We start from the raw sequence: 22,638 nt of genomic DNA on the forward strand, positions 1-22,638 counted from the left end.
TCCGTTCCGAATCACGCAACTCGGACACACTCTGCTCTGGAATACTCCGCTCGAGGACACCCAGTTCTGGAACACCCAATCCGGGATCGGGATTAGTCCGCCGCCGTTGTGTCGTCGGCGTCGGCCTCACCGGATCCGCAGGGGCCGCCAGACGTTCCGCTGGCGATCGTCACGCTGTCGTCGCCTCTGACGCTGATAAAGAGGTTGAAACAGTCCGGATCGTTCCAGTCCGCAGGCGTCGCTTCGCGCAGTTCCTCGCCGTCGACGCGGGCGATGACTCTGAACGAACCGGGATCGCTGGGCCAGTTTCGCTCGAGCGTGGTGCTGTCGCCGTTCGTTTCGAGGACCTCGGTGCTCCAGGCCTCGATCTCGCCGTCGAACTCCACGAGGACATCGATCGTGTGGCTCGCGTCGTCAAGGTTCTCGACGGTGATGTCTCCGAGTACGGTGCCCGTTCGGTCGGCCGATTCGGCGTCGTCCGCTCCGTCATCGGTTCCGGTACTGTCGCCTCCGTCGCTTTCGCCGTCACCCCCTCCGTCGCTTTCGTTCCCACCGTCTTCCGCGTCTCCGTCGGGGCCGTCGTCACCCGATCCCATGCACCCGGCGACCGAACCCATCGTCGTTGCACCCGCGACGGCGAGCACGCGCCGTCGTGTTAGTTCTCCCATTGCCCGTCCCTGCGAATTCCGTCACAGTAAGCCTTCGTCAGACGACCGTCATGCGCCGTCGGGAGAGCCAGTCGCCGGAACTGCGATCCCCGTCACGCCCGTGACGCCGAGCACGTGAGGTCGCCAGCCGTCGCCATCGGCCGCGAAAACCGTCCCGTCGCTCGAGACCGCGTAGACGGTTTCGCCGTAACCGAATCCGACGATCGGATCGCTCGAGGCCGCGGGCCCGCCGCTGTCGTCCGATCCGCCGGCGATCGCCAACTCCTCGTCCCGAACCCATTCTCCCGCTTCGTCCCCGCCGGCCGCATACTCGTAGACAGCGCCGCTGGAAACCGCGTGCGCCCGCTCGAGGTGGCCTGGCTCGCTGGCCGGGTCGGTCGCGACGGTTTCTGTGGGATCGGATCGAATTTCCATCCAGCCGTTGCCGAGTTTGTACAGCCCCGATTCGGTCGCCGCGAGCGGGACGCCGGCGGCTGACACGTCGTGAACGTCGCTCAGGCCCGCGTGATCGAGCGCGCCGTCGTGGACGCGGTAGACGCCGCGTTCGGTTCCGAGCAGGTCGCCGTCCATCGCTCGCACGTCGGCCTCGAGGGAGTCGGCGAGCGTCTCCCAGTCGTCAGCGTCCCGCCCGTCGTCTCCGTCCCGGCGTGCGACGCGGCCGTCGGGGCCCGCGGCGAGGAGCGTTTCTCCGTCGTAGCTCACGGCCGTCGCGGGGCCGAATTCCGTCTCTGCGAACGAGTCAGGATCGGTCGGATCGGCCACCAGCACGTCCTCGTCGGTCGCGATGGAGATCGAACCCGGTCCGGCGGCGAGATCCCGCGTCTCACGTCGGTGACAGAGCGAAAACTCGCCGACTGCACTGTCAGAAACTCTCACGTGGACGAGTCCCATCGAACTGCCGACGTAGGCGTCGAGTGCGCCCCCGCTCTCGCCGTAGACGCGTTTTTCGTCGATCGTGCTCATACTCGTGCTCTCGGACGGGAGCGTCGAAAGCATTCTGCTTGGCGACGACGCCGTGTGTGCAATCGGTCGTTTCGACGGTCTCAGTGGGGGTGACTGTCCCCCGAAGGAGGCTGTTGTGCGGACGATCGTCCGGAACCCCTTTGAGGTGTCCGTACAGAGTGTTTGTCGATGAAAGTGTTCGGATCGAGTGGGACTCGGGGCGTCGCCAACGAGGAACTGACGCCGGAGTTCGTCCTGCGCGTGGCCAAAGCCGCGGGAACAGCCTGGGACGTCGACCGGATCGCGATCGCTCGAGACACGCGCCACACCGGCCGGATGCTCGCCGATGCGGCGGCCAGCGGAATCGTTAGCACGGGAACCGACGTCGATCGACTCGGGGTTTTGCCGACGCCGGGCGCGCAGTTTTACGCCGAGCGCGAGGGCGTTCCGACGATCGTCATCACGGCTTCGCACAACCCGCCGCAGTACAACGGCGTCAAACTCGTCGGCAGCGACGGCGTCGAACTGGCGATCGACGATCTCGAGCGGATCGAAGAGGCGCTGCTCGCCGAGTCGTTCGAGGTCGCTCCGTGGGACGAAACCGGAAGAAACCGCGACGTCGACGGCGTGCGACGGGACTACATCGATGAACTGTGCTCGGCCGTCGACCGCGAGCGAATCGCCGAGGGCGACCTGACCGTCGCCCTCGATCCGGGCCACGGCGCAGGCTCGCTCGTCAGCCCCGAATTCTTCCGCGAACTCGGCTGTCGCGTCATCACCGTCAACGGGCAGGCCGACGGCCACTTTCCCGGCCGAGACCCCGAACCCGTCCCCGACAACCTCGAGGACCTCGGTCGACTCGTCCGCGCGACCGACGCCGACGTCGGAATCGCTCACGACGGCGACGCCGACCGGGCCATCTTCTTCGACGAAACCGGCGAGTACGTCGAGGGCGACGCGACGCTCGCGGCGCTCGCCGCGGCCGAACTCGAGCCCGGCGATACGACCGTCTCCGCGGTCAACGTCTCCCAGCGGTTAGTCGACGTGGTCAACGATATCGGCGCGTCCATCGAACTCACGCCGATCGGCTCGACGAACATCATCACGCGAATCGAGGAACTCGAAGTCAACGGCCGACGCGTTCCGGTCGCCGGCGAAGGGAACGGCGGCATCTTCTTCCCCGGATTCCGCCTCTCGCGGGACGGGGCCTTTACCGCCGCTCGGTTCCTCGAACTCGTCGCCGATCAGTCGGTGAGCAACCTCGTCGAACCCTACGGCGGCTACGCCAACGTTCGGCGCAATATCGAGTACGACTCGACGGCCGAACGCGACGCGATGATCGACGCCGCAGCGAACCAGGCAAAAACCTCCGACGCAGAACTCAACACGCGCGACGGCTACAGACTCGATCACGGCGACGCCTGGGTGCTCGCCCGGCCCTCGGGCACCGAGCCGCTCGTCCGGATCTACGCGGAGGCGCGCGACTCGAGTCGCGCCGAGGAACTCGCAGGCGATATGTACCGGGCGCTGGCCGAGGCGAAAAACGACGCCTGAACCGCCCCTACCCCTTTTTGCATCGTTCACACGCGTCGCGCTCCCCACCGTTCCGTCGCGAGCAACAGCCGATGGGAACCGACGAGGATGATTACGGCGAGCACGATCAACGCTCCCTCGAGCACCGTCGTCAACAACCCGAGCGAGACGATTAGCGTGGTCGCACAGGCCGGCGGATGGCGGGTGTCAGTCGCCAGCATTCCGCCCGCGGTGAGCGTCGTCGCCAGCACGCCGCTTGCCGCGAGCCGAAGGCCCTCGACCGATCCTGCCTCCATCGCGGCAGTCATCGCGATCCCGCTCGCGAGCAGGTGATAGGCCACCAGTCCGGCCAGAACGCCGATAATATGTCCGCCGACCACCCGCCGGGGCGAGGTCGCGTCGCCCCGTTCGAAAAGCGCCAGCACGAACGCCGTGGGGCCGAGACTCGGGAACAGCATCGAGAGCCCCGAGAGCCACGCCAACACGGCTGTCGTCGTGATCAAGAGCCCCGTGTGGAGCGCGCTGCCGACCTTGTCGTCCATCCTACTCGCGCGTTCGAACTCGAGATACAAACGTCGAAGGGTTTGGATCGCTCGAGCGTCCGATTCCAGGTCATACTCGTGAACTGACGACCACCGATCGTGGTATCGGATGACCGCTCAGGGGACGACCGTCACCGGCACGTCCGCCTGCCGGGTTACCTGCTCGGCGATGCTCCCAAGTAACACCCTCGAGACGCCCGAGCGTCCCTTGCTCCCCATGACGATGCCGTCGATCCCGTTCTCCTGTGCGTACTCGAGGATGGCCTCGGCGGCCGTCCCGTCGACGACTTGGGCCTCGATCGTGGTGTCGTGCTCTCCGGCGAGTCGCTTGGCGTCCGCGAAAACGTCCGGTTCCGCGTCGGTCTGCGCTGCGGACGGCTGGTCGGCGTACCCCGCCTCGAGGTCGTCGATTGCGTGGAGAACCGTAATCTCGGCGTCCGGAAAGTGCTCGAGCGCGTACTCGAGAGCCGCCCGTGCGGGGTCGGAGTCGTCCATCGGAACGAGGAGGTTGTGGCTCATGGGCGGTTGTTCGTCCGCATCCGTGGAAAGTACTCTGCCGTATGTTGGTTCGTATCGCTCAACTGATTTTATTCGTTCCATGGGCTTATCTCACCGGAAGTCGAAGGAGAGCACCGTGTCTACCGAAGGAAACGACCAGATAGATTCGACCAAGATGACCATGGGGATTGCGATCGGACCGCCAATAGGATTTGTTCTTGGGGTCGCAATGGACAATATCGGGATGGGTCTTACGATCGGTATGGTTCTCGGTCTGGCTCTCGGTATAGCTTGGAGCCAAACGTAGTGAGCCACCACGCGCGAACTTGGACATTGCTCGGCAGTTGGCCGAAGAGGAGAGTCACTAGACCGGATCGTCGACCTCGAGCGCCGCCGCTAACTGTTCTCGTTCGTTTCGAAGCGCCTCGAGTTCGTCGGCCACCCGCCCGTCGGCTAGCCGTTTGCGTTCCTCGGATGTGAGCTGATCGGCCGCCTGGGCCGCCGTCTGTAGCCGGTCGTAGTCCGGATCGCGGGCGAACAGCCGAACCTCCCGCAGCAGGGCCACCGTCTCGTCGTCGGCGATCCGATCGACGAACGGCCGATACTCTCGCGTTCGCCGCCGAAGGACGCCCGCGGGTTCGGGCGGCCAGCCGACGGTCAACGGCTCGGCGTCGATTCCGTCGAGGTAGGTCTGCTGGGTGGCCACCTGGCGCTTGAGTTCGTCCGCGTCGTCGACGTAGTGTGAGAGCTTCGAGCGGGAGTACTCGGCGTACTCGAGCAGTTCGTCGATCGTGTACTCGCCGGCGGGATTCGTCTCGACGTATGACTCGAGGTCGGCGGGCGGCAGTTCGTAGTCGACGAACGGATACCAGCGCGTCCGATCGAGGAACGCGAACACCTCCCGCGCCGAGGCGTTGCTACGATATTCCTCGAACGCCTCGCGAACCCCCTCGTCGTAGGCTTCGATCGGTTCTCGAAGCCTCTCGACCGGTGCGTCGAAATCGGCGTGGGAGAGCTCGAGCAATCGTTCTGCCTCCGCGAGTTCGTCGTCGATCTCCCCGAGGCGCTGGCCGGCGTTCGTCCGGGCCGCCCCCAGCGCCTCCCGCGCGGCTTCGCGTTCGTCGAGTAAGTCCGCGTACTGCTTTGCCGGCTCGAGTTCGGCTTCCGCGCGCTCGAAATCGGACTCGCTGAGCCGACGCTTGTCGATCGCGTCCAGCGCCGCCTCGAAGGCCTCTCGCCCCTGCAGGTCGTCGTTGAGGCCCTCCACGAGCGCGTCGAACTTCCCCTCGAGTTCGATGTAGGCCTGGAAGTTCTCCCGACCCGTGCCGGTCGCCCGATCGACGTACGATTCGAGGAGTTCGGTCGCGTTCCGGTAGGCCGTCGCGGCTTCTTCGACCGCCGCCTCGTCGCCACCGCCCTGCCGTTCGATTCGTTGCTGTGCCGTCTCGAGTCGCTCACGGGCGTCTCGGAGCTCTGCGAGCGCCTCGGAGTCCGCGCGATGAACGGATTCGCTCATTGTGTTTGGAGTGTCGGTGTGGGGTTTTGCTGTCTCGAGTGTCGATGTGGGAGTTCCCCGTTGGGCGGTTCGATGTAATTCGCTATTACTCGTAGACGGCGTCGGGGTCGAACACCTTCTCGCCGACGTTCTCGCCGTCGATAGTTCGGTAGAAACACGACCGGCGGCCCGTGTGGCAGGCACCGCCTTCCTGCTCGACGAGATAGAGCAGCGTGTCGGCGTCGCAGTCGACCCGAACCTCCGCCACCTGCTGGGTGTGGCCGCTGGTCTTTCCTTTCTCCCACAACTCATCGCGACTCCGCGAGTAGTAGTGGGCTCTGCCGGTCTCTCGGGTCCGCTCGAGCGCTTCCGGAGAGACGTACGCGAGCATCAACACGTCGCCCGATTCGGCGTCCTGTGCCACGGCGGGAACCAGCCCGTCGTCGCCGAAATCGACTTCGATACCGTCGTCCATACTCGGAGGAAAGTCCGTCGGGGGCGATAGGTCTTTTGCTGCACTCGAGATTCTGGGAACGGTGGGACTCGTCTCGAGGCGACATCCGCGTATTTCAGCCGATTTGCCGGATGAGACGTAGTATCTAACTTTCCCTATTGCCCGCCCCTGCTCTAGAACCCGCTCGTCGCTGTCCGTGCGAGCAGGCTGCTTGAGCGTTTCGGGGTTCGTGCGTTTCAGTATGAGACCGTTTCGAGTCCGTCGATCGCTTCGAAATGCTCGTCTCGAGTCACGAGCGCTGCGCCGTGATGGCGACAGGTGCCGGCTATCAGCACATCCCCGTGGTTGATCGGCTGACCAGCCTCGAGCAATTCGGCGTTGATCTGGGCTGCTTCCCGACTGACGCCGTGATCGAACTCGAGCGGCTCGATCCAGTCCAGACTCGTCTGCGCTTTTTCGATCGAATCACCGTCGTACAGCGCTGCACCTTCGTACACCTCGTAGAGGACGAGTGCGGGCGCGTAATAGATCGGTGCGCTCTGTCGCTCGAGAAATTTCGCGGTCGCAGTAACGCCATCGAGGTAGTCGATGAGAAAGGTCGTATCCAGTGCGATCATCGTTCACTGTCCCGGTCTCGACGGTCGCGGTGTCGTTCCCGTCGCTCCGCTATGTCTTCGTTTAGGCCCGCTCGAGCCGTTTCGGCCGCGTTGCGGAACCCTTCGTCGTTTTCGAATGCGCCGAATCCTTTCATGACATCGCGGTCCGCATCAGTAAGTCGGAGAATCGTGTCGGTGAAGCTCTCGTCCTCTCGTTTGTAGGCTTTCAGATGTTCGTACGCTTCTTCAGTAACGGTCAAACTCTTCGTGGCCATCGGTCTATGTGTACGTTTAGACGTACATACGCATAACGCTATTCCTGCTCTCATTCGCTCACCCTAATTCAATGGGGATCGGTTCAACGTCTCTCTCGGACGACTCGAGCGGCTCTCCCCTGAAATCGAAGCCAAATTCGTTTATCGGAACCTGAACCTCGAGCCCAGTTCACGGACCGAAATCTCGACTCGAGCAAACGTTCACTCACCGTTGGGATAGGACGGTTCACACTCTATCGTCTCAAAAACTAGGGAGACGTATGAGTGCCTTCGGCGTGGTCTTTCTCGAGAACGCAGCCAACTCGGCGGTCTCGAAACCATCCACAAACTCCGTTCTAAACCGATTAAAGAGTCGCTTGTAGCAAGAACAGCGTCGCGTTGTAGCCGCCGTGGATCCACATCACCAGATAGAGGTTGTTGTACCGCTCGTAGAGCCAGCCGAAGGCCACCGAGAGGACGAAAATGACGCCGAGCGAGACGATGGCGGCCGAAAGCGTCGTCGTGAAGTACGCTGGGAGGTGGATGCTCGAGAACAGGATCGAGGTTCCGACGATCGCCCCGGTGGAGCCGAACGCCGGGCGCATGTAGTTCTGGATCAGGCCCCGGAACAGCAACTCCTCGGCGGGGCCGATCACGAGAATCGAGATCACGGCGAGTGCGACGTAGTAGTACGGCGAGACGTCGCCGCCGATCAGCGAGTGCTCCGAGGCGGGGATCCCGAGCGCGGAACTGGCCAGCGAGAGCGCGGCCTGAAGCACGACGAGTCCGACGATGGCGAGGAGGCTCACGCCGATCTGGCGACGCGTCGGCCTTGAGAGCCCGAACTCGGCTTTCGGAATCCAGCCGCGGACGACCGACAGCGCGGCGAGTCCGAGCGCGCCGAGTCCCAGTAGCCCTGACTCCATCCCGGCGAGGAGTACAAAGCCCTCGCCCTCGATGAACGCGTCGAACTGCTCGATGTCGCCGGTGGTCACAGCGAGGTAGATCATGGCCCCGAGCATCAGAACGAAGAAGACGGCGAACGTAAAGATGAACGCGCCGAGAATGTACCCGATCGAACCCAAAATCGCGATCAGGGCCGACCGCGACGGGGGATCGGTTGGAGGGGACTGCTCGGAAGCGCTCGGCGGAGCCGATTGTGGGTCGTCCATACTGACTATCGGGGGATCAGAACGAAGAACGTGTCGATGGCGGAACTCTCTCGACTAACGCCCTCGAGCGAGCGGCCCGCTCAGTCCTGGCCGTTCAGGATGATGTCTGCGACATCGATGATCCGCTCGTCGGCCTCGAGTTCCTCTCGAGCCGCGTCCGGAACGCTACTGTCGACGTTGTAGACGGTGAGCGCTTCGCCGCCGATGGTCTCACGGGCGTTGAACATCCCGGCGATGTTGACACCGTGTTTGCCCATAATCGAGCCGATGAGGCCGATGACGCCCGGTTCGTCGGTGTTTCGCGTGATGACCATCCGGCCGTGGGGAATCGCATCCACGCGGTAGCCGTCGATGCGGACGATGCGCGGGTCGTTCCCGGCGAAGAGCGTTCCGTCGACCGAAAGCTCCGAGTCGCCGTTAGTGACGGTGACCGAGACCAGGCTCTGGAAGTCGGCGGCCTGGTGGGTCTTCGATTCGGTGACGTCGACGCCGCGATCCTCCGCGATCTGTGGCGCGTTGACGGCGTTGACCTGCCACTCGAGCGGTTCGAAGACGCCTTTGAGCGCGCTCGCGGTGACGAACTCGATGTCCTCGTCTGCGATGTCGCCCTCGTAGGCGACCTCGACGCTCTCGATGCGGCCGTCGAGCAACTGGGCGGCGACCTTGCCCGCGGTCTCGGCGAGGTCGATGTACGGCTCGACGCGCGGGAACGCGCTCTCGTCGATCGAGGGTGCGTTGAGCGCGTTCGCGACCGGTTCGGCTTCGATGGCGGCGACGACCTGCTCTGCGGTCTGGGTCGCGACGTTCTCCTGGGCGGCCTCCGTCGACGCGCCGAGGTGTGGCGTCACGATCACGTCGTCGACGAAAAGCAGCGGCGAGTCCTCGGGAAGCGGCTCCTCGGCGAAGACGTCGAGTGCGGCCCCCTCGAGGGTGCCGTCTTCGACTTTCGCCGCGAGCGCGTCCTCGTCGACGACGCCGCCGCGGGCGCAGTTGATCAGGTAGCCGCCCTCGAGCAGTTCGAGTTCCTCGTCGCTGATGAGCCCCTCCGTTTCGGGGGTCAGCGGCGTGTGGACGGTCACGAAGTCCGCTTTCTCGAGACAGTCTTCGAACTCGACGAGCTCAGCGCCGATGCGATCCGCGCGGTCCTCGGAGATGTACGGGTCGTAGGCGACGATGTCCATCCCCATCGAGTCGAGCTTCTTGGCGACCTCCTGGCCGACGCGGCCGAGGCCGACGACGCCGAGGGTCTTGTCGTCGAGTTCGGTCCCGAGGTAGTCGCTTTTGGCCCACTCGCCGTCTTTCAGCCGGACGTGTGCCTGCGGGATCGAGCGCGCGGCCGCGAACGTCATCGCGACGGTGTGTTCGGCGGCCGCCCGAACGTTGCCTTCCGGCGCGTTCGCGACGATGACGCCCTCGTCGGTCGCGGCGTCGATGTCGATGTTGTCGACGCCGATGCCCGCTCGGCCGACGATCGCCAGTTCTTCGGCGGCTTCGAGGACCGTCTCGGTGACCTCCGTTCCCGAGCGGACGATGAGTCCGTTGGCGTCCGAGACGGCCTCGAGGAGCGCCTCGCCCTCGAGTTCGTATGCCGTTTCGACCTCGTAGCCAGCGTCCCTGAGTACCGCGAGCCCTGCGTCAGCGATAGGATCCGTAACCAGAACCTTCATGCGCGAGTCAATTGCGTCGACAGGGTAAACCCTTCCGTTGTGTCCGAAACTGGCAAAAACTACCTCCTGCATGGATCTCTCGGGCTCGACTCGAGTAGCCGATGTAAGTTATCCGGTCATCTCGACGCTTGATCCGGTCGTTTCGAACATCGATTCAACTGCCTCGAGTCACGCAGCCGACCGGTTCGTTGCCGTGAACGTACGCAGCATGGTTTTTCTTCGCTGGCCGCGTACAGGGCGCGATGATCCGATGACGCCTCGAGAAACCCAACTCCCCGACAGGAAACGCGCCCGCCAGCGCGAACGCGCACTCGGTGCCGAACTCGAACAGGTAACGGCGCGCCTCGATACGACCGAACGACAGCTCAGGTTGCTCCAGAACACGATCCGAGCCGTCGCTCGCGAGGCCGACGTTTCGGTGGACGGTCCGTGCGGGCACTGCGGTCGGAGCCACCTTCTCATCACGGACGGCATGTTACACTGCCCGTCGTGTGGCTACCGTCGAACGCTGTAGCCGCCGATCGGTACAGGACTCGAATGCCGTCGCCGCCGGTCGGCTCGCCTCCGAGCAGTATCACCGTCACCCCAATTCGGCGTCGGCTGGTGCGTTCGCCGCTCGAGGCGAAGACAGCCAAATTCGGCCAGTTCGGCCGATTCGGACGTCCTCGAACGGCCAGCCAGCAGCGGATCGCACCCTCACCGATGGAGGTGACAGGCTGCAAAATGCGTTTCGTCGCCGTGTTCTGCCTCGAATTCGTAGCGCGGGCGCTCGCGGGCGCAGATGCTCCGCTCGGCGAAGTTCTCGAGCAGGAGGTCGGTCGCCTCGTCCCATCCGGTTCGCGTCCCGTCCGGATCGCCCTCGTCGGGGCCGTCTCGATCCGTCGCGACGAGTCGGATCGCCTCGTCGACGATTTTGCCCGCTTCACCCTGCGGTGTAGCCTCCTCGAAAAACCGGGCCCGAATCGCGGACTCGCTCGAGGGCTCGAACGTCCGGCGCTTGACCGCGCGCATGAACGCTCGCGTCGCCTCCCACTCCTGAACCGAAAACGCGTCCGTCTCGGGGGCGATCAGCTTCGGACACCGCGTCCGGAATCGACAACCGGATGGGGGATCGACCGGGCTCGGAACCTCGCCCTCGAGCACCCCTCGAGCGCCGGTCTCCCGCGGATCGGGGACAGGGATCGACTCGAGCAGCGCCTTCGTGTAGGGGTGTTGGGGATTCTCGAACAGCTCCGTCTTCTCGGCGAGTTCGACGATGTGGCCGAGGTACATCACCGCCACGCGGTCGGAGATGTGCCGGATCACAGAGAGGTCGTGGGCGATAAAGAGGTAGGTCAGGCCGAACTCCTCTTGGAGTTCCGCCATCGTGTTCAGCACCTGGGCCTGGATCGAAACGTCGAGCGACGAGACGGGTTCGTCACAGACGATGAAGTCGGGATCGACCGACAGCGCTCGAGCCAGATTAATTCGCTGGCGCTGGCCGCCGGAAAAGGCGTGGGGGTGTCTGTTGTAGTGGCGCGGATCGAGCCCCACCTTCTCGAGGAGCGCTTTCGCTCGAGTCCGCCGGCCCTCCTCGTCGAACATGTCGTGGGCTCGCATCGGCTCCTCGATGATCTGTCCGACTTTCATCCGCGGGTCGAGCGAGGACTGGGGATCCTGGAAGATCATCTGGATCTCCGAGCGCTTCTGTCGGAGTTGCTCGCCGCTCAGCGCCGCCAGATCGTCGCCCCGGAACCTGATCGTCCCCGCCGTCGGGTCGATCAGTCGAAGGATCGTTCGGCCGAGCGTACTCTTTCCGCACCCGCTCTCGCCGACGAGCCCGAGCGTCTCGCCCGCTCTGATCTCGAAGGAGACATCGTCGACGGCTTTCACGTCGTCGGTTCCCAGACTCACCGGCGGAAACCGATCCGGCTCGAAACTGAGCCCCGCGAGCAGCCCCGAATCCGCGCTGAAGTACGTCCGGAGCCCGTCGACCTCGATCAGGGGCTCTCCGTGGGTGTTCTCGGTCCCCTCGAGACCCGTACTCGACGATCCGTCACCGCCCACGGCGGGATCCTCGGCGTCACTCATGAGCCCCACCCCCGTCGGTCGAGGGCTGGTTCGGGCTCGATTCCGCCGACTCGACGGTCGCTTTCTCGCCCGACTCGAGCGGCACGCTCTCGTCGTAGCCGACGTCGAACACGTCGTGTTTCACGCACGCGGCTCGATGCGGACCGTCTTCGGTTTCGGCGACGGTCTTCGTCTCCGGGTGAACGCGCGTACAGACTTCTCGAGCGTCGGGACAGCGGGGATGAAACCGACAGCCTGAGGGCGGGTCGATCGCCTCGGGCATCACGCCCTCGATTGGCTCGAGTTCGGTCGCGCGGTCGGGTCGGGGCATCGACTCGAGTAAGGCGGCGGTGTAGGGGTGGCTTGTGTCGTAGAACAGGTCGTCGACGGGAGCCTGTTCGACTATTTCCCCCAGGTACATCACGTTGACGCGGTCGCAGATTTCGGCGACGACGCCCATGTCGTGGGTGACCCACAGGAAGCTGGTGCCGTACCGATCCTGCAGGTCGTCGACGAGGTCGATGATCTGGCCCTCGACGGTAACGTCGAGCGCGGTCGTCGGTTCGTCGGCGATGATCAGACTCGGCTCGCACGCAAGCGCCATGGCGATCAACACGCGCTGGCGCATCCCGCCGGAAAACTGGTGTGGATACTCACCGTAGCGCTGTTCGGGGTCGGGGATGCCGACCTCCCGAAGCATCCGGATCGCTTCGGTCTCGGCCTCGCTTCCGGACAGATCGCGATTCAGCTCGATGAACTCCCGAAGCTGGCCGCCGACGGTAAAGACGGGGTTCAGCGACTTCATCGGATCCTGAAAGATCATCGCGATCTCGTTGCCGCGAATCCGCCGGCGTATTTCGTCGTTCGCGAGCATCGCCTCGCGCTCGCGGCGGCCGCCATCGGTGTCGTCCTCGAGGCTGAAAATCGTCTCGCCCTTGTAGGTGATTTCGCCGCCGACGATTTCGCCGGGACTCTCGATGAGTCGGAGCAAGCTCATCGAAGCGACGGATTTTCCGGCACCGCTCTCGCCGACGAGGCCGACGATTTCGCCCTCGTGGACCGTAAAGGAGATGCCGTCGACGGCGCGGACGATACCGCTTTTCGTGTGAAACTGTGTTTGCAGGTTTTCGACGCAAAGGAGTGGTTCGGTACTCATTGGTATGTTGTGGTCGTCTCAGTCCTCGAGTCGCGGATCCAGCGCGTCCTGCAGGCCGTCGCCGAACAGGTTGAACCCCATGATCGTGACGAGGATAGCCAGCCCCGGCCAGATCGAGAGCCAGATGTTCGAGTGCATGTATCGCCCGTGGGCGATTCGAAGCATCTCGCCCCAGTCCGGCGTCGGCGGCTGTGCGCCGTAGCCCAGAAAGGAGAGCCCGGCCACGATCAGGATCGTGACGCCGATCTGGAGCGTCGCGTACACCATCACGGGCGCGAAGCTGTTCGGGATGACGTGTCTGCGGATGATGTGGCGGTCTTTGACGCCGGCCGCACGCGCCGCCTCGATGTAGTCCATCTCCCGGACCGATAACACCTCGCTGCGGATGATCCGGGCGAACACCGGGACGAACGTCAGGCCGACGCCGACGACGGCGTAGCGGATGTCCGGGCTTCCCCCGCTGAGGAACACGATGAAGACGATGATGAGCACGAGCGGCGGAATCGCGTACAGCGTCTCGACGCTTCGCATCAGCACGTCGTCGATCTTCCCGCCGTAGAACCCCGACACCGCGCCGATTATCGTGCCGCCACCGAGCCCGATGGCGGTCGAGGCCAACCCGACGCTGACGGAGACCTGCGAGCCGTAAAACACCCGCGTGAAGTAGTCACGGCCCTGCGGATCCGTTCCGAGAGGGTTCGCCAGCGATCCCTCGGCGAGAAACGCGGGCGGTTGGTTCGGGTTAGCCTCGCCGGGCGGCGGTATCCGCGTCGGGTGGTCGAAGATCGGTAGCGCCTCGGCGAACGTGTAGTTCGACGCGGTGCCGAAGGTGAGACTCGAGAGGTTGCTATCGACCGCCGCGAACGCCGCAGCGAACAGGACGATCGCGACGACGTAGAGTCCGAACCGGGCCGTCGCGTCGGCGTGGATTCGTTTGAGGGTGTGTCGCCACCCCACTCGCGCCTCGACGGTGCTGCCGGCGGAGCCGTCCTCGAGTTGTGATTCAGTCGTTGCCATCGTGGAGTGGTCGTCCGTGTGAGCGGTGGGTTGGTCGTTGTTCGCGTGGGTGGTCGTCCGCGCACATCGTCAGTCACGCTCCCCGTAGGTCACTCGCGGGTCGATGTAGGCGTAGGAGATGTCGGTGATGATCACGCCGATCACGAACATGAACCCGAGCACGAGCGTGATCCCCATCACGAGCTGGTAATCGAGTTGCTGGATCGACTCGATGAACAGTCGGCCGATGCCGTTGATCGCGAAGACGGTCTCGATGAGGACCGCACCCCCCAGCGCCGTCGAGAGGTTGAGTCCGATGATCGTGATGATCGGCAACTGGGCTGATCGGAACGCGTGTTTGCGGAGGATCGTCCGCTCGGGGACGCCGTAGGCCCGCGCCAGCCTGACGTACTCCTCCTGGAGCGATTCGATCATCTGCGTGCGCTCGACGCGCATCAGCGTCGCCATCTGCAGGGTTCCCAGCGCGATCATCGGCAACAGCAGGTGTCTGATCGTCTGGTAGTAGTGCTCGATGTGACCGCTGTGGCCGGCGGCCGACGGCGGCCGCCACGGGTAGACCAACCCCGCGGAGGGTAACACGCCGAGGTTGACCGCGAACACGATGATGAGCATGATGCCGATCCAGAACGAGGGCGTCGAGACGCCGACGAGCGCGACGATCCGCGAGACGTGATCCGCCGGTTTGTTCCGACGCTTTGCGGCCAGGACGCCGAGCGGAATCGCGGTCCCGATCGCGAACAAGTATCCCGAGAGGACCAAAAGTAAGGTCGGGCCGACGCGCTCTCCCAGAAGCGCCGAGACCGGTCGATCGCGGTGAATGCTGTAGCCGAGATCGCCCTGTACCAGCCCGGTCATGTAGTTCCAGTAGCGGACGTGCATCGGCTGATCGAGGCCGTAGCGTTGTTCGATCGACCGAATGAGTTGCTCGTCCGCCTGCTGGCCCTGTAACATGAGACTAACCGGATCGCCGGGCGCGAGGTTCACCAGCACGAAAGTGATAATGGAAATCCCGAGCAGGACGGGAATCGCCTGCAACAATCGATAAATCGTGTATCGGAGCAGTCCCATGGATCTCGAGAGGTGTGTTAGTGCTGTTCGGGTTCGTCGCTCACGGTCGTCGCTCGCTCTACGCTCGTCACCGCCACTCGGCGTCGCGACAGACTCGAGCGTCGGGCCGCCGTCTCACTCCTCGATTGAGACATTAGTTTCCCCGGAGACGAGCTGTGGGTTGTACGCGACGTTCGGGTGCGGTTCCAGTCCGTTGACGTAGCTCTGGGCCGCCATCGTGTTGTGCTCGGAGTAGGCGGGCATAACTGGCACTTCCGAGACGATTTCGTCGATGACGCCGACGTAGAGCTCGCGGCGCTCGTCCTGCCCGGCCGTCTCTCGCGCCTCGAGGATGTCGTCGTGAAAGCTGTCGCTACCCTCGTAGAAGTGCCCCTGCGTGACGCCGGCGTTCTCCTCGTGAAAGAGGTTGTACAGGTAGACGTCGGGATCCGGGCCGCCGGTCCAGCCGAGGATGTACAGTTCGTAGTCGCTGGCCTCGCCGGAGATGTAGGTGTCCGTCAGCGTCGCGAAATCGAGGCTCTGGACCTCGGCGTTGTAGCCGAGTTCGTCCAGCCGTGAGGCGATCAGTTCGCCCAGGGCGATCCGTACGTCGTCAGGCGGGACGATGATCGTCGGGTTCCAGTCGTCGGGTTCCTCGAGCCCCTCCTCGAGGAGCCGTTCGGCCTCCTCCCGGTCGTATCCCGGCGCCTCCGATTCCCACTCGTCGACCGGGAAGTCCCACCCGAGTTCGTTGACGATCGGCGGGATCGGCGAGTTCATGGGAATCGCGCTCTGGCCGAGGTTCGAATCGACGAACTCGCTCATCGAGAACGCGTGGGCGATCCCCCGGCGGACGTCGGCGTTCGTCGTCTCGCCTTCGTTGCAGTTGAAGGCGACGTACTGGTAGGAGGGGCTCTCGGTTCGATAGACGTCGATCCCGTCCTCGGCTTCGATCTGATCCCAGTCGGTCGGCGGGACGGTCCCGATGGCGTCGGTATCGCCCGCGAGGATCTGAGAGACCCGCCCCGCGTCGTCTTCGGCCGACTCGAACCTGACCGTCTCGAGTTCCGGTTGGGGCTCTCCCCAGTAGTCGTCCCAGCCCGCGAGTTCGACGAACTCGTCGGAGCTCCAGTCCTCGAAGGTAAACGGTCCGGATCCGACGGGATCGGTGTTGTAGCTTTCGGGATCGTTGGTCCGGACAGACTCGTTGACGACGTACGTCGCCACGGTGAGCGTCGTAAACGCCCCGTAGGGGTGGTCGAGGTCGAACTGGACCGTTTGTTCGTCGACCGCTTCGGTTCCTTCGACGTCGATGAAGTCGTACTCCGGCCGATTCTCGGTCTCCTCTTCGATCGGTGCGGTGAACGAGTGTACGACGTCGGTGGCGGTGACGGCATCGCCGTTCTGGAACTCGGCGTCGTCGACGAGTTCGACGATGTAGCGCTCGCCGTCGCGTTCCTCCTCGGGCTCGCCGGCGGCGAGTTTCGGCTGGAGCTCGAACTCGAAGTCGTACTCGTACAATCCGTCGTAGACGAGATTGATGATCTGGACGCTGTAGGCGTCGTTCGAGACGATGGGGTCGAAATCCCCCTCGGGAGTCACCTCCTGCGTGTACAGGAGCTGTCCCTCCTCGGCACCCCCGTTCCCCCCGATGCAGCCAGCCACCATCGCCGTACTGGCCCCTGCACCTGCCGCGAGAATTCGCCGCCGCGTGGCGGTTGGCTGAATTCGTGTCATCTCACCTCATAATCCGACTACCCCTATTTTGGTATCAGCAGGATACAGACACCAAACCCGACTTTACCGTCCGATAATTCGTGCAGTACTAGCCAGAATGAACACATTTCCTGTTCACTGGTACCACAGTTTGTCCATGACCGTTGGTCTTTTTCTATCGCGGGACACAGTTGGTTGGTATGAACTACAGGGAAGTCGAAACCGAATCCGAGTACGTCGCCCGCCTCGAGACGGGCGCGGATTGGCGCGCGGAGATCGAGTCGCTGGCGGCCGACGTCGACGCCGGCGCGGCGTGGTTTACCGCGCTGGGTGCCGTCCAGGACGCCGAACTGGCCTTCTACGATCAGGACGACCTCGAGTACTACACGATCGACGCCGACGAACCGCTCGAGGTCGCAAGCTGCGTCGGCAACGTCGCCTGGCTGAACGACGAGCGGTTCGCACACACCCACGTCGTGCTCTCGGACGCCGACGGCGAGACGATCTCCGGGCACCTGAACTCGGCGACGGTCTGGGCCGGGGAAGTGTACATGCGCGTCTTCGAGGACGACTTAGAGCGCGAATACGACGAGACGACCGCTCTCGATCTCTGGCTCTGAGATGCGCGAGGTAGACCAGCGGTATTTCTCTCGGCTGGAATCCCAGCTCGACGAGGCGTTCGACGTCGCTGAAACCGCCAAAGAACGCGGCGCTGATCCCGAACCCGAAGTCGAGATCCCAGTCGCGAAAGACATGGCTGACCGCGTCGAAAACATCCTCGGCATCGATGGCGTCGCCGAACGCGTCCGCGAACTCGAGGGCCAGATGAGCCGCGAGGAGGCGGCCCTGGCGCTCGCGGAGGACTTCGCCGAGGGAAACGTCGGCGACTACGAGACGAAAGCGGGCAAGATCGAAGGCGCGGTCCGAACGGCGGTCGCACTGTTGACCGAAGGCGTCGTCGCCGCCCCCATCGAGGGCATCGACAAGGTCGAACTCCTCTCGAACGACGACGGCACGGAGTTCGTAAACGTCTATTACGCCGGTCCGATCCGCTCTGCGGGCGGCACCGCACAGGCGCTGTCGGTGCTGGTCGGCGACTATACGCGCGCGCTCGTCGGCATCGACCAGTACAACGCGCGTTCGGAGGAAATCGAACGCTACGCCGAGGAGATCTCGCTCTACGACAAGGAGACCGGTCTCCAGTACTCCCCGAAGGATCCGGAGACGAAGTTCATCGCGAAACACCTCCCGATCATGTTAGACGGCGAGGCGACCGGTGACGAGGAAGTGTCCGGCTTTCGGGACCTAGAGCGAGTCGACACCAACTCCGCGCGCGGTGGGATGTGTCTGGTGCTCGCGGAAGGGATCGCGCTGAAAGCGCCGAAGATCCAACGGTACACCTCCCAACTCGAGGAAATCGATTGGCCCTGGCTGCAGGACCTCATCGACGGGAACTACTACGAGAATGACGACGAAGCGGCCGCGGACGAGTCGAAAGCGGCCGACGACGGCGACGACGACGACGAGGCGGATGCCGAAGCCGCCGCCGAGGAAGACGACGCACCGCCCGAAGAAACGGGGCCTGTTCGACCTGCCCCTTCGAAGAAGTTCCTTCGGGATCTGATCGCCGGTCGCCCCGTCTTCTCCCATCCCAGCGCGAAAGGCGGTTTTCGACTGCGATACGGCCGCTCGCGTAACCACGGCTTCGCGACCGGTGGCGTCCACCCGGCGACGATGCACCTGGTCGACGACTTCCTCGCGACCGGGACGCAGATCAAGACCGAACGGCCGGGGAAAGCCCACGGCGTCGTCCCCGTCGACTCCATCGAGGGACCAACCGTCAAACTCGCCAACGGCGACGTTCGACGGATCGACGACCCCGAGGAGGCCCTCGAGATCAGAAACGGCGTCGAGGAAATCCTCGATACGGGCGAGTACCTGATCAACTACGGCGAGTTCGTCGAAAACAACCATCCGCTGGCTCCCGCCTCCTACGTCTTCGAGTGGTGGATCCAGGACATGGACGAGGCCGGCGCGGACGCCCAGGCGCTGCTCGACGACCCGCGGATCGACGCGGAGCACCCGCCCGCCGAGGACGCCCTCGAGTGGGCCCGCGAGTACGATGCGCCGTTGCACCCCGACTACACCTACCTCTGGCACGATTTGGCCGTCGACGATTTCTGTGCGCTGGCCGACGCGGTCGCGAACGCCCATATCGAGAACGGCGGCGAGACGCTCGTCCTCGAGCGCTCGGAGACGGTTCGAGACGCTCTCGAGACGATCATCGTCGAACACCGCCAGCGGGAGGGCCGACTCGAGGTCGACGACTGGGTTCCGCTCGCCCGGACGCTCGGGGTCGTCCGCGACGAAGACGGGGAGTTGACCCGGACATGGACCGACGACGACCTCTCTGAGCGAGCGCGCACGTGGGGCGACTCCGATGGGGCGGACTCCGGCGACGATAAGCGAAACTCGAGCGGCGGCGCAAACGCCATCAAGGCGGTCAACGAGGTCGCGCCGTTTACCGTCCGCGAGCGCGCTCCAACTCGAATCGGCAACCGCATGGGTCGACCCGAGAAGTCCGAAAGCCGCGACCTCAGCCCCGCGGTTCACACGCTCTTTCCCATCGGCGAGGCCGGCGGCGCACAGCGCGACATCGCCAAGGCCGGCAAACACGCCGACACGATGTCCGATACGCCCGGCGTCGTCGAGATTCAGATCGGCCGTCACCGCTGTGGGGAGTGCGATACCGAGACGTTCAAGAACCGCTGTCCGGACTGTGGCGCTCGAACCGAACCCGATTATCGCTGTCCGTCGTGTGACTCGGCGATCGAACCGGACGAAGCCGGCCGCGTCGAGTGCGACCGGTGTGACACCGAGGCGACCTGCGTCGAATCCCGCGAGATCGATCTCAACAAGGAGTACCGAGACGCTCTCGAGACGGTCGGCGAACGCGAGAACGCCTTCGACATTCTGAAGGGGGTCAAGGGGCTGACCTCCGCTGACAAAATCCCGGAACCGATGGAGAAGGGGATTCTCCGGGCGAAACACGACGTTTCCTCGTTCAAGGACGGCACCGTCCGCTACGACATGACCGACCTTCCGGTCACGTCGGTTCGGGCGAGCGAACTCGACATCGATGTCGGCCAACTGCAGGCGCTCGGCTACGAGGAGGACATCCACGGCGAACCGCTCGTCCACGAGGACCAACTGGTCGAACTCAAGGTCCAGGACATCGTCCTTTCCGACGGCGCAGCCGAGCACATGCTCAAGACGGCCGACTTCATCGACGACTTACTCGAGCAGTACTACGGTCTCGAACCCTTCTACGAACTCGGGGAACGCGAGGAGCTGGTCGGCGAACTCGTCTTCGGGATGGCTCCGCACACGAGCGCGGCAACTGTCGGGCGAGTGATTGGTTTTACGAGCGCTGCAGTCGGATACGCTCATCCGTACTTCCACGCCGCGAAACGCCGGAATTGCGACGGTGACGAAGATTGTGTAATGCTCCTCATGGACGGTCTGTTGAACTTTAGTATGAGTTTTCTGCCAGATCAACGCGGGGGGAAGATGGACGCGCCGCTCGTCATGTCCTCGAGAATCGATCCCTCCGAGATCGACGACGAGGCACACAACATCGACATCGTCTCGCGGTACCCCCGCGAGTTCTACGAGGCGACCCTCGAGATGGCAGACCCCGGTGAGGTCGACGTGCAGATTGCCGAGGAAACGCTCGGGACGGACGAGGAGTACACCGGCTTCGAGCACACCCACGATACAAGCGACATCGCGATGGGGCCCGACCTCTCGGCGTACAAGACGCTGGGGTCGATGATGGACAAGATGGACGCCCAGCTCGAGCTCTCGCGGAAGCTCAAGGCGGTCGACGAGACGGACGTCGCCGAACGGGTCATCGAGTATCACTTCCTGCCGGACCTGATCGGCAACCTCCGGGCGTTCTCTCGACAGGAGACCCGGTGTCTCGACTGCGGCGAGAAGTTCCGCCGGATGCCCCTGACCGAAACCTGCCGGGAGTGTGGCGGCCGCGTCAACCTCACCGTCCACCAGGGATCGGTGAACAAGTACATGCAAACCGCGATCGAAGTCGCCGAGGAGTACGACTGCCGGCCATACACGAAACAGCGCCTGGAGGTGCTCGAGAAATCGCTCGAGAGCGTCTTCGAGAACGATAAGAACAAGCAGTCCGGCATTGAGGACTTCATGTAACCCGTCGGTTTTGCGCCAAATGGTTCCGAGCGAAGCGAGCGGACAGTTCTTGTCGTCAGTTCTTGCTGCGGTCGCCCGAGGGTGGTCGCAGCCTCGACACCCGAAATTCGATATAGCGTATACCAATTCAAGTAATAAGTGGTCGACGGTCGCACACTGCTGTCCCTTTATGCAGGCTCGTGTGGTCACCTAGTCCATGGCCGACGACACGACACGCCTCGGATTCGGAACGAACGTGTACGCCGAGGACGGGACCAAGGTCGGACGGATCCGCGGATTCGATGAGAACGGGTTCTACGTCACGCTCCGGGAAGGTATCGAGGGAATGAGCGTCGAACACGTCCGTTCGGGCAAGGAGTTCGGAGAAGCGGAACTCATGTGGCGCTGTCAGGTGTGCGGCGAGATGGGCAAACTCGACCAGGACATCCCCGATACCTGTCCATCGTGTGGCACCAGCAAGGAGGATATCTACTACTGGACCGAAGACTGACCGGCGCCGCGCTCTGCAGTACTCGCCAGTCGCTGCCATCCACTTTTGGTCTCCCTCGAGCGGAGACGAAAACGGTTTCACCGCGCTCGTTCCACCTCGAGCCATGCAAATCGTCGTCTTCGGGGCCGGAAGCCTCGGCAGCCTTCTGGGTGGCGTGCTCGCGCGCGAACACGAGGTCACGCTCGTCGCGCGCGAGGCTCACGCCGACGCTGTCCGCGAGAACGGCCTTCGACTCGAGGGGGAACTCGAGGGCATCGTCAACCCCGAGGCGGCGACCGACGGTGCGGGTCTCGAAGCCGACCTCGCCGTGGTGGCTGTCAAAGCCTTCGACACCGAACCGGCGGCGAAAACGCTGGCGACGGGGCGCTTCGAGGCGGTGCTGTCGGTCCAGAACGGAATGGGAAACGAAGCGATACTCGCCGAGCACCTCGAGACGCCGGTTCTCGCGGGAACTGTGACCTACGGAGCCATCCTCCGGGATCCGGGCATCGTCGAGTGTACGGGACTCGGTGAGATCACCCTCGGTCCGCACGGCGGCGGCCGCTCTCCGCTCGCAACAGCGGTCGGCGAGGCGTTCGAACGAGCAGGCCTCGAGACGACCGTCGCCGACGACATGCCGGTTCAGCGCTGGAAGAAACTCGCGGTCAACGCCGGCATCAACCCGATAACCGCGCTGACGGCGACCGAAAACGGCGCGGTGCTCGAGCCGCCGGCGAACGCCGTCGCCCGGGCCGCAACGCGCGAAGCTGCCCGGACCGCGCGCGCAACTGGCGTATCGCTCTCGAACAGGGAGGCCCTCGAGGCGATGGAAACGGTGGCCACAGCTACGCGAAAGAACACTTCCTCGATGGCACAGGACCTGCTCGCCGAGCGACGGACGGAAATCGATTCGATCTCCGGGTACGTGGTCGACCGGGCGACAGAACGAGGGCTCGACGTACCGACGAATCGGCTTCTCACGTCCCTCGTTCGCACGCAGGAGCGAGGGCAGGGCAACGGTCGGTAACGGTACCCGTCCACGTGAAAACTGCACTCGTAATCGTCACGCTCGCACGATCAGTTGGAGTGGACGTTCGGCGCACGCTACGCCCGCGTGCCGTCGTATACTGACCGAA

Annotated in this window: 21 protein-coding genes; 6 read left to right on the forward strand and 15 right to left on the reverse strand. The window is 64.0% G+C overall.

The window, feature by feature from the left end:
• Positions 1-92 precede the first annotated feature (92 nt).
• Both HALLA_RS00120 and HALLA_RS00125 read right to left on the reverse strand, forming a co-directional pair.
• Entirely contained in the window at positions 93-668 is a 576-nt protein-coding gene (locus tag HALLA_RS00120) for a hypothetical protein (protein ID WP_174887880.1), read from the reverse strand.
• 48 nt (positions 669-716) lie between these two features.
• Positions 717-1,631, reverse strand: a complete 915-nt coding sequence (locus tag HALLA_RS00125; protein ID WP_049953946.1) for an HVO_0234 family beta-propeller protein — start codon at positions 1,629-1,631, stop codon at positions 717-719.
• 168 nt (positions 1,632-1,799) lie between these two features.
• Here HALLA_RS00125 and glmM point away from each other — a divergent pair, with 168 nt between their 5' ends.
• On the forward strand, positions 1,800-3,164 hold the full coding sequence (gene glmM / locus HALLA_RS00130) for a phosphoglucosamine mutase (protein ID WP_049951491.1): 1,365 nt from the start codon (positions 1,800-1,802) through the stop codon (positions 3,162-3,164).
• 26 nt (positions 3,165-3,190) lie between these two features.
• Here glmM and HALLA_RS00135 read toward each other — a convergent pair whose 3' ends face one another.
• The 8 genes from HALLA_RS00135 to serA form a co-directional block, all read right to left on the reverse strand.
• Complete coding sequence (locus HALLA_RS00135; protein ID WP_049951492.1) at positions 3,191-3,685, reverse strand: HPP family protein; 495 nt, start codon at positions 3,683-3,685, stop codon at positions 3,191-3,193.
• Positions 3,686-3,802: 117 nt separating this feature from the next.
• Positions 3,803-4,204, reverse strand: coding sequence for a universal stress protein (locus HALLA_RS00140; protein ID WP_049951493.1), 402 nt, complete (start codon positions 4,202-4,204; stop codon positions 3,803-3,805).
• Positions 4,205-4,547: 343 nt separating this feature from the next.
• Positions 4,548-5,699 carry a DUF7118 family protein gene (locus tag HALLA_RS00150; protein WP_049951495.1) on the reverse strand — a complete coding sequence of 384 codons (1,152 nt, stop codon included), beginning with the start codon at positions 5,697-5,699 and terminating at the stop codon, positions 4,548-4,550.
• Positions 5,700-5,784: 85 nt separating this feature from the next.
• Positions 5,785-6,153, reverse strand: a complete 369-nt coding sequence (gene hisI, locus HALLA_RS00155; RefSeq protein ID WP_049951496.1) for a phosphoribosyl-AMP cyclohydrolase — start codon at positions 6,151-6,153, stop codon at positions 5,785-5,787.
• Between the two features lie 215 nt (positions 6,154-6,368).
• Positions 6,369-6,749, reverse strand: a complete 381-nt coding sequence (locus HALLA_RS00160; protein ID WP_049951497.1) for a type II toxin-antitoxin system VapC family toxin — start codon at positions 6,747-6,749, stop codon at positions 6,369-6,371.
• Positions 6,746-7,003, reverse strand: coding sequence for an antitoxin VapB family protein (locus HALLA_RS00165; protein WP_049951498.1), 258 nt, complete (start codon positions 7,001-7,003; stop codon positions 6,746-6,748). The genes HALLA_RS00160 and HALLA_RS00165 overlap by 4 nt, the downstream gene beginning before the upstream one ends.
• Before the next feature lie 344 nt (positions 7,004-7,347).
• The gene (locus tag HALLA_RS00170; RefSeq protein WP_049951499.1) at positions 7,348-8,154 is read right to left on the reverse strand and encodes a CPBP family intramembrane glutamic endopeptidase; all 807 of its coding nucleotides are present in this window, start codon (positions 8,152-8,154) and stop codon (positions 7,348-7,350) included.
• 80 nt (positions 8,155-8,234) lie between these two features.
• On the reverse strand, positions 8,235-9,821 hold the full coding sequence (serA, locus tag HALLA_RS00175) for a phosphoglycerate dehydrogenase (protein WP_049951500.1): 1,587 nt from the start codon (positions 9,819-9,821) through the stop codon (positions 8,235-8,237).
• A gap of 208 nt (positions 9,822-10,029) precedes the next feature.
• On the opposite strand from serA, the gene HALLA_RS00180 reads away from it, so the two are divergent.
• Positions 10,030-10,335 carry a hypothetical protein gene (locus tag HALLA_RS00180; protein WP_242406175.1) on the forward strand — a complete coding sequence of 102 codons (306 nt, stop codon included), beginning with the start codon at positions 10,030-10,032 and terminating at the stop codon, positions 10,333-10,335.
• Positions 10,336-10,517: 182 nt separating this feature from the next.
• Here the strand turns inward: HALLA_RS00180 and HALLA_RS00185 are convergent, their stop codons facing one another.
• The 5 genes from HALLA_RS00185 to HALLA_RS00205 all read right to left on the reverse strand — a co-directional run bounded on the left by HALLA_RS00185 (position 10,518) and on the right by HALLA_RS00205 (position 16,827).
• The gene (locus tag HALLA_RS00185) at positions 10,518-11,891 is read right to left on the reverse strand and encodes an ABC transporter ATP-binding protein (protein ID WP_084568864.1); all 1,374 of its coding nucleotides are present in this window, start codon (positions 11,889-11,891) and stop codon (positions 10,518-10,520) included.
• Positions 11,884-13,026, reverse strand: a complete 1,143-nt coding sequence (locus HALLA_RS00190; RefSeq protein ID WP_049951501.1) for an ABC transporter ATP-binding protein — start codon at positions 13,024-13,026, stop codon at positions 11,884-11,886. Before HALLA_RS00190 ends, HALLA_RS00185 begins: the two co-directional genes overlap by 8 nt.
• A gap of 18 nt (positions 13,027-13,044) precedes the next feature.
• Positions 13,045-14,043 carry an ABC transporter permease gene (locus HALLA_RS00195; RefSeq protein ID WP_049951502.1) on the reverse strand — a complete coding sequence of 333 codons (999 nt, stop codon included), beginning with the start codon at positions 14,041-14,043 and terminating at the stop codon, positions 13,045-13,047.
• 69 nt (positions 14,044-14,112) lie between these two features.
• Positions 14,113-15,111 (reverse strand): ABC transporter permease, encoded by a 999-nt coding sequence (locus HALLA_RS00200; protein WP_049951503.1) that lies wholly within the window; start codon positions 15,109-15,111, stop codon positions 14,113-14,115.
• A gap of 114 nt (positions 15,112-15,225) precedes the next feature.
• Positions 15,226-16,827: an ABC transporter substrate-binding protein gene (locus tag HALLA_RS00205; protein WP_049951504.1), complete on the reverse strand. Its 1,602-nt coding sequence runs from the start codon at positions 16,825-16,827 to the stop codon at positions 15,226-15,228.
• 179 nt (positions 16,828-17,006) lie between these two features.
• On the opposite strand from HALLA_RS00205, the gene HALLA_RS00210 reads away from it, so the two are divergent.
• From HALLA_RS00210 to HALLA_RS00225, 4 genes are all read left to right on the forward strand, one after another.
• The gene (locus HALLA_RS00210; protein WP_049951505.1) at positions 17,007-17,426 is read left to right on the forward strand and encodes a PPC domain-containing DNA-binding protein; all 420 of its coding nucleotides are present in this window, start codon (positions 17,007-17,009) and stop codon (positions 17,424-17,426) included.
• A 1-nt stretch (position 17,427) separates the two neighbouring features.
• Entirely contained in the window at positions 17,428-21,033 is a 3,606-nt protein-coding gene (locus HALLA_RS00215; RefSeq protein ID WP_049951506.1) for a DNA polymerase II large subunit, read from the forward strand.
• 196 nt (positions 21,034-21,229) lie between these two features.
• Positions 21,230-21,523 (forward strand): DUF7130 family rubredoxin-like protein, encoded by a 294-nt coding sequence (locus HALLA_RS00220; protein WP_049951507.1) that lies wholly within the window; start codon positions 21,230-21,232, stop codon positions 21,521-21,523.
• A 103-nt stretch (positions 21,524-21,626) separates the two neighbouring features.
• Positions 21,627-22,529 carry a ketopantoate reductase family protein gene (locus HALLA_RS00225; RefSeq protein ID WP_049951508.1) on the forward strand — a complete coding sequence of 301 codons (903 nt, stop codon included), beginning with the start codon at positions 21,627-21,629 and terminating at the stop codon, positions 22,527-22,529.
• Positions 22,530-22,638: the final 109 nt, after the last annotated feature.

It is taken from the genome of Halostagnicola larsenii XH-48 (assembly GCF_000517625.1).
Classification (GTDB): Archaea; Halobacteriota; Halobacteria; order Halobacteriales; family Natrialbaceae; genus Halostagnicola; species Halostagnicola larsenii.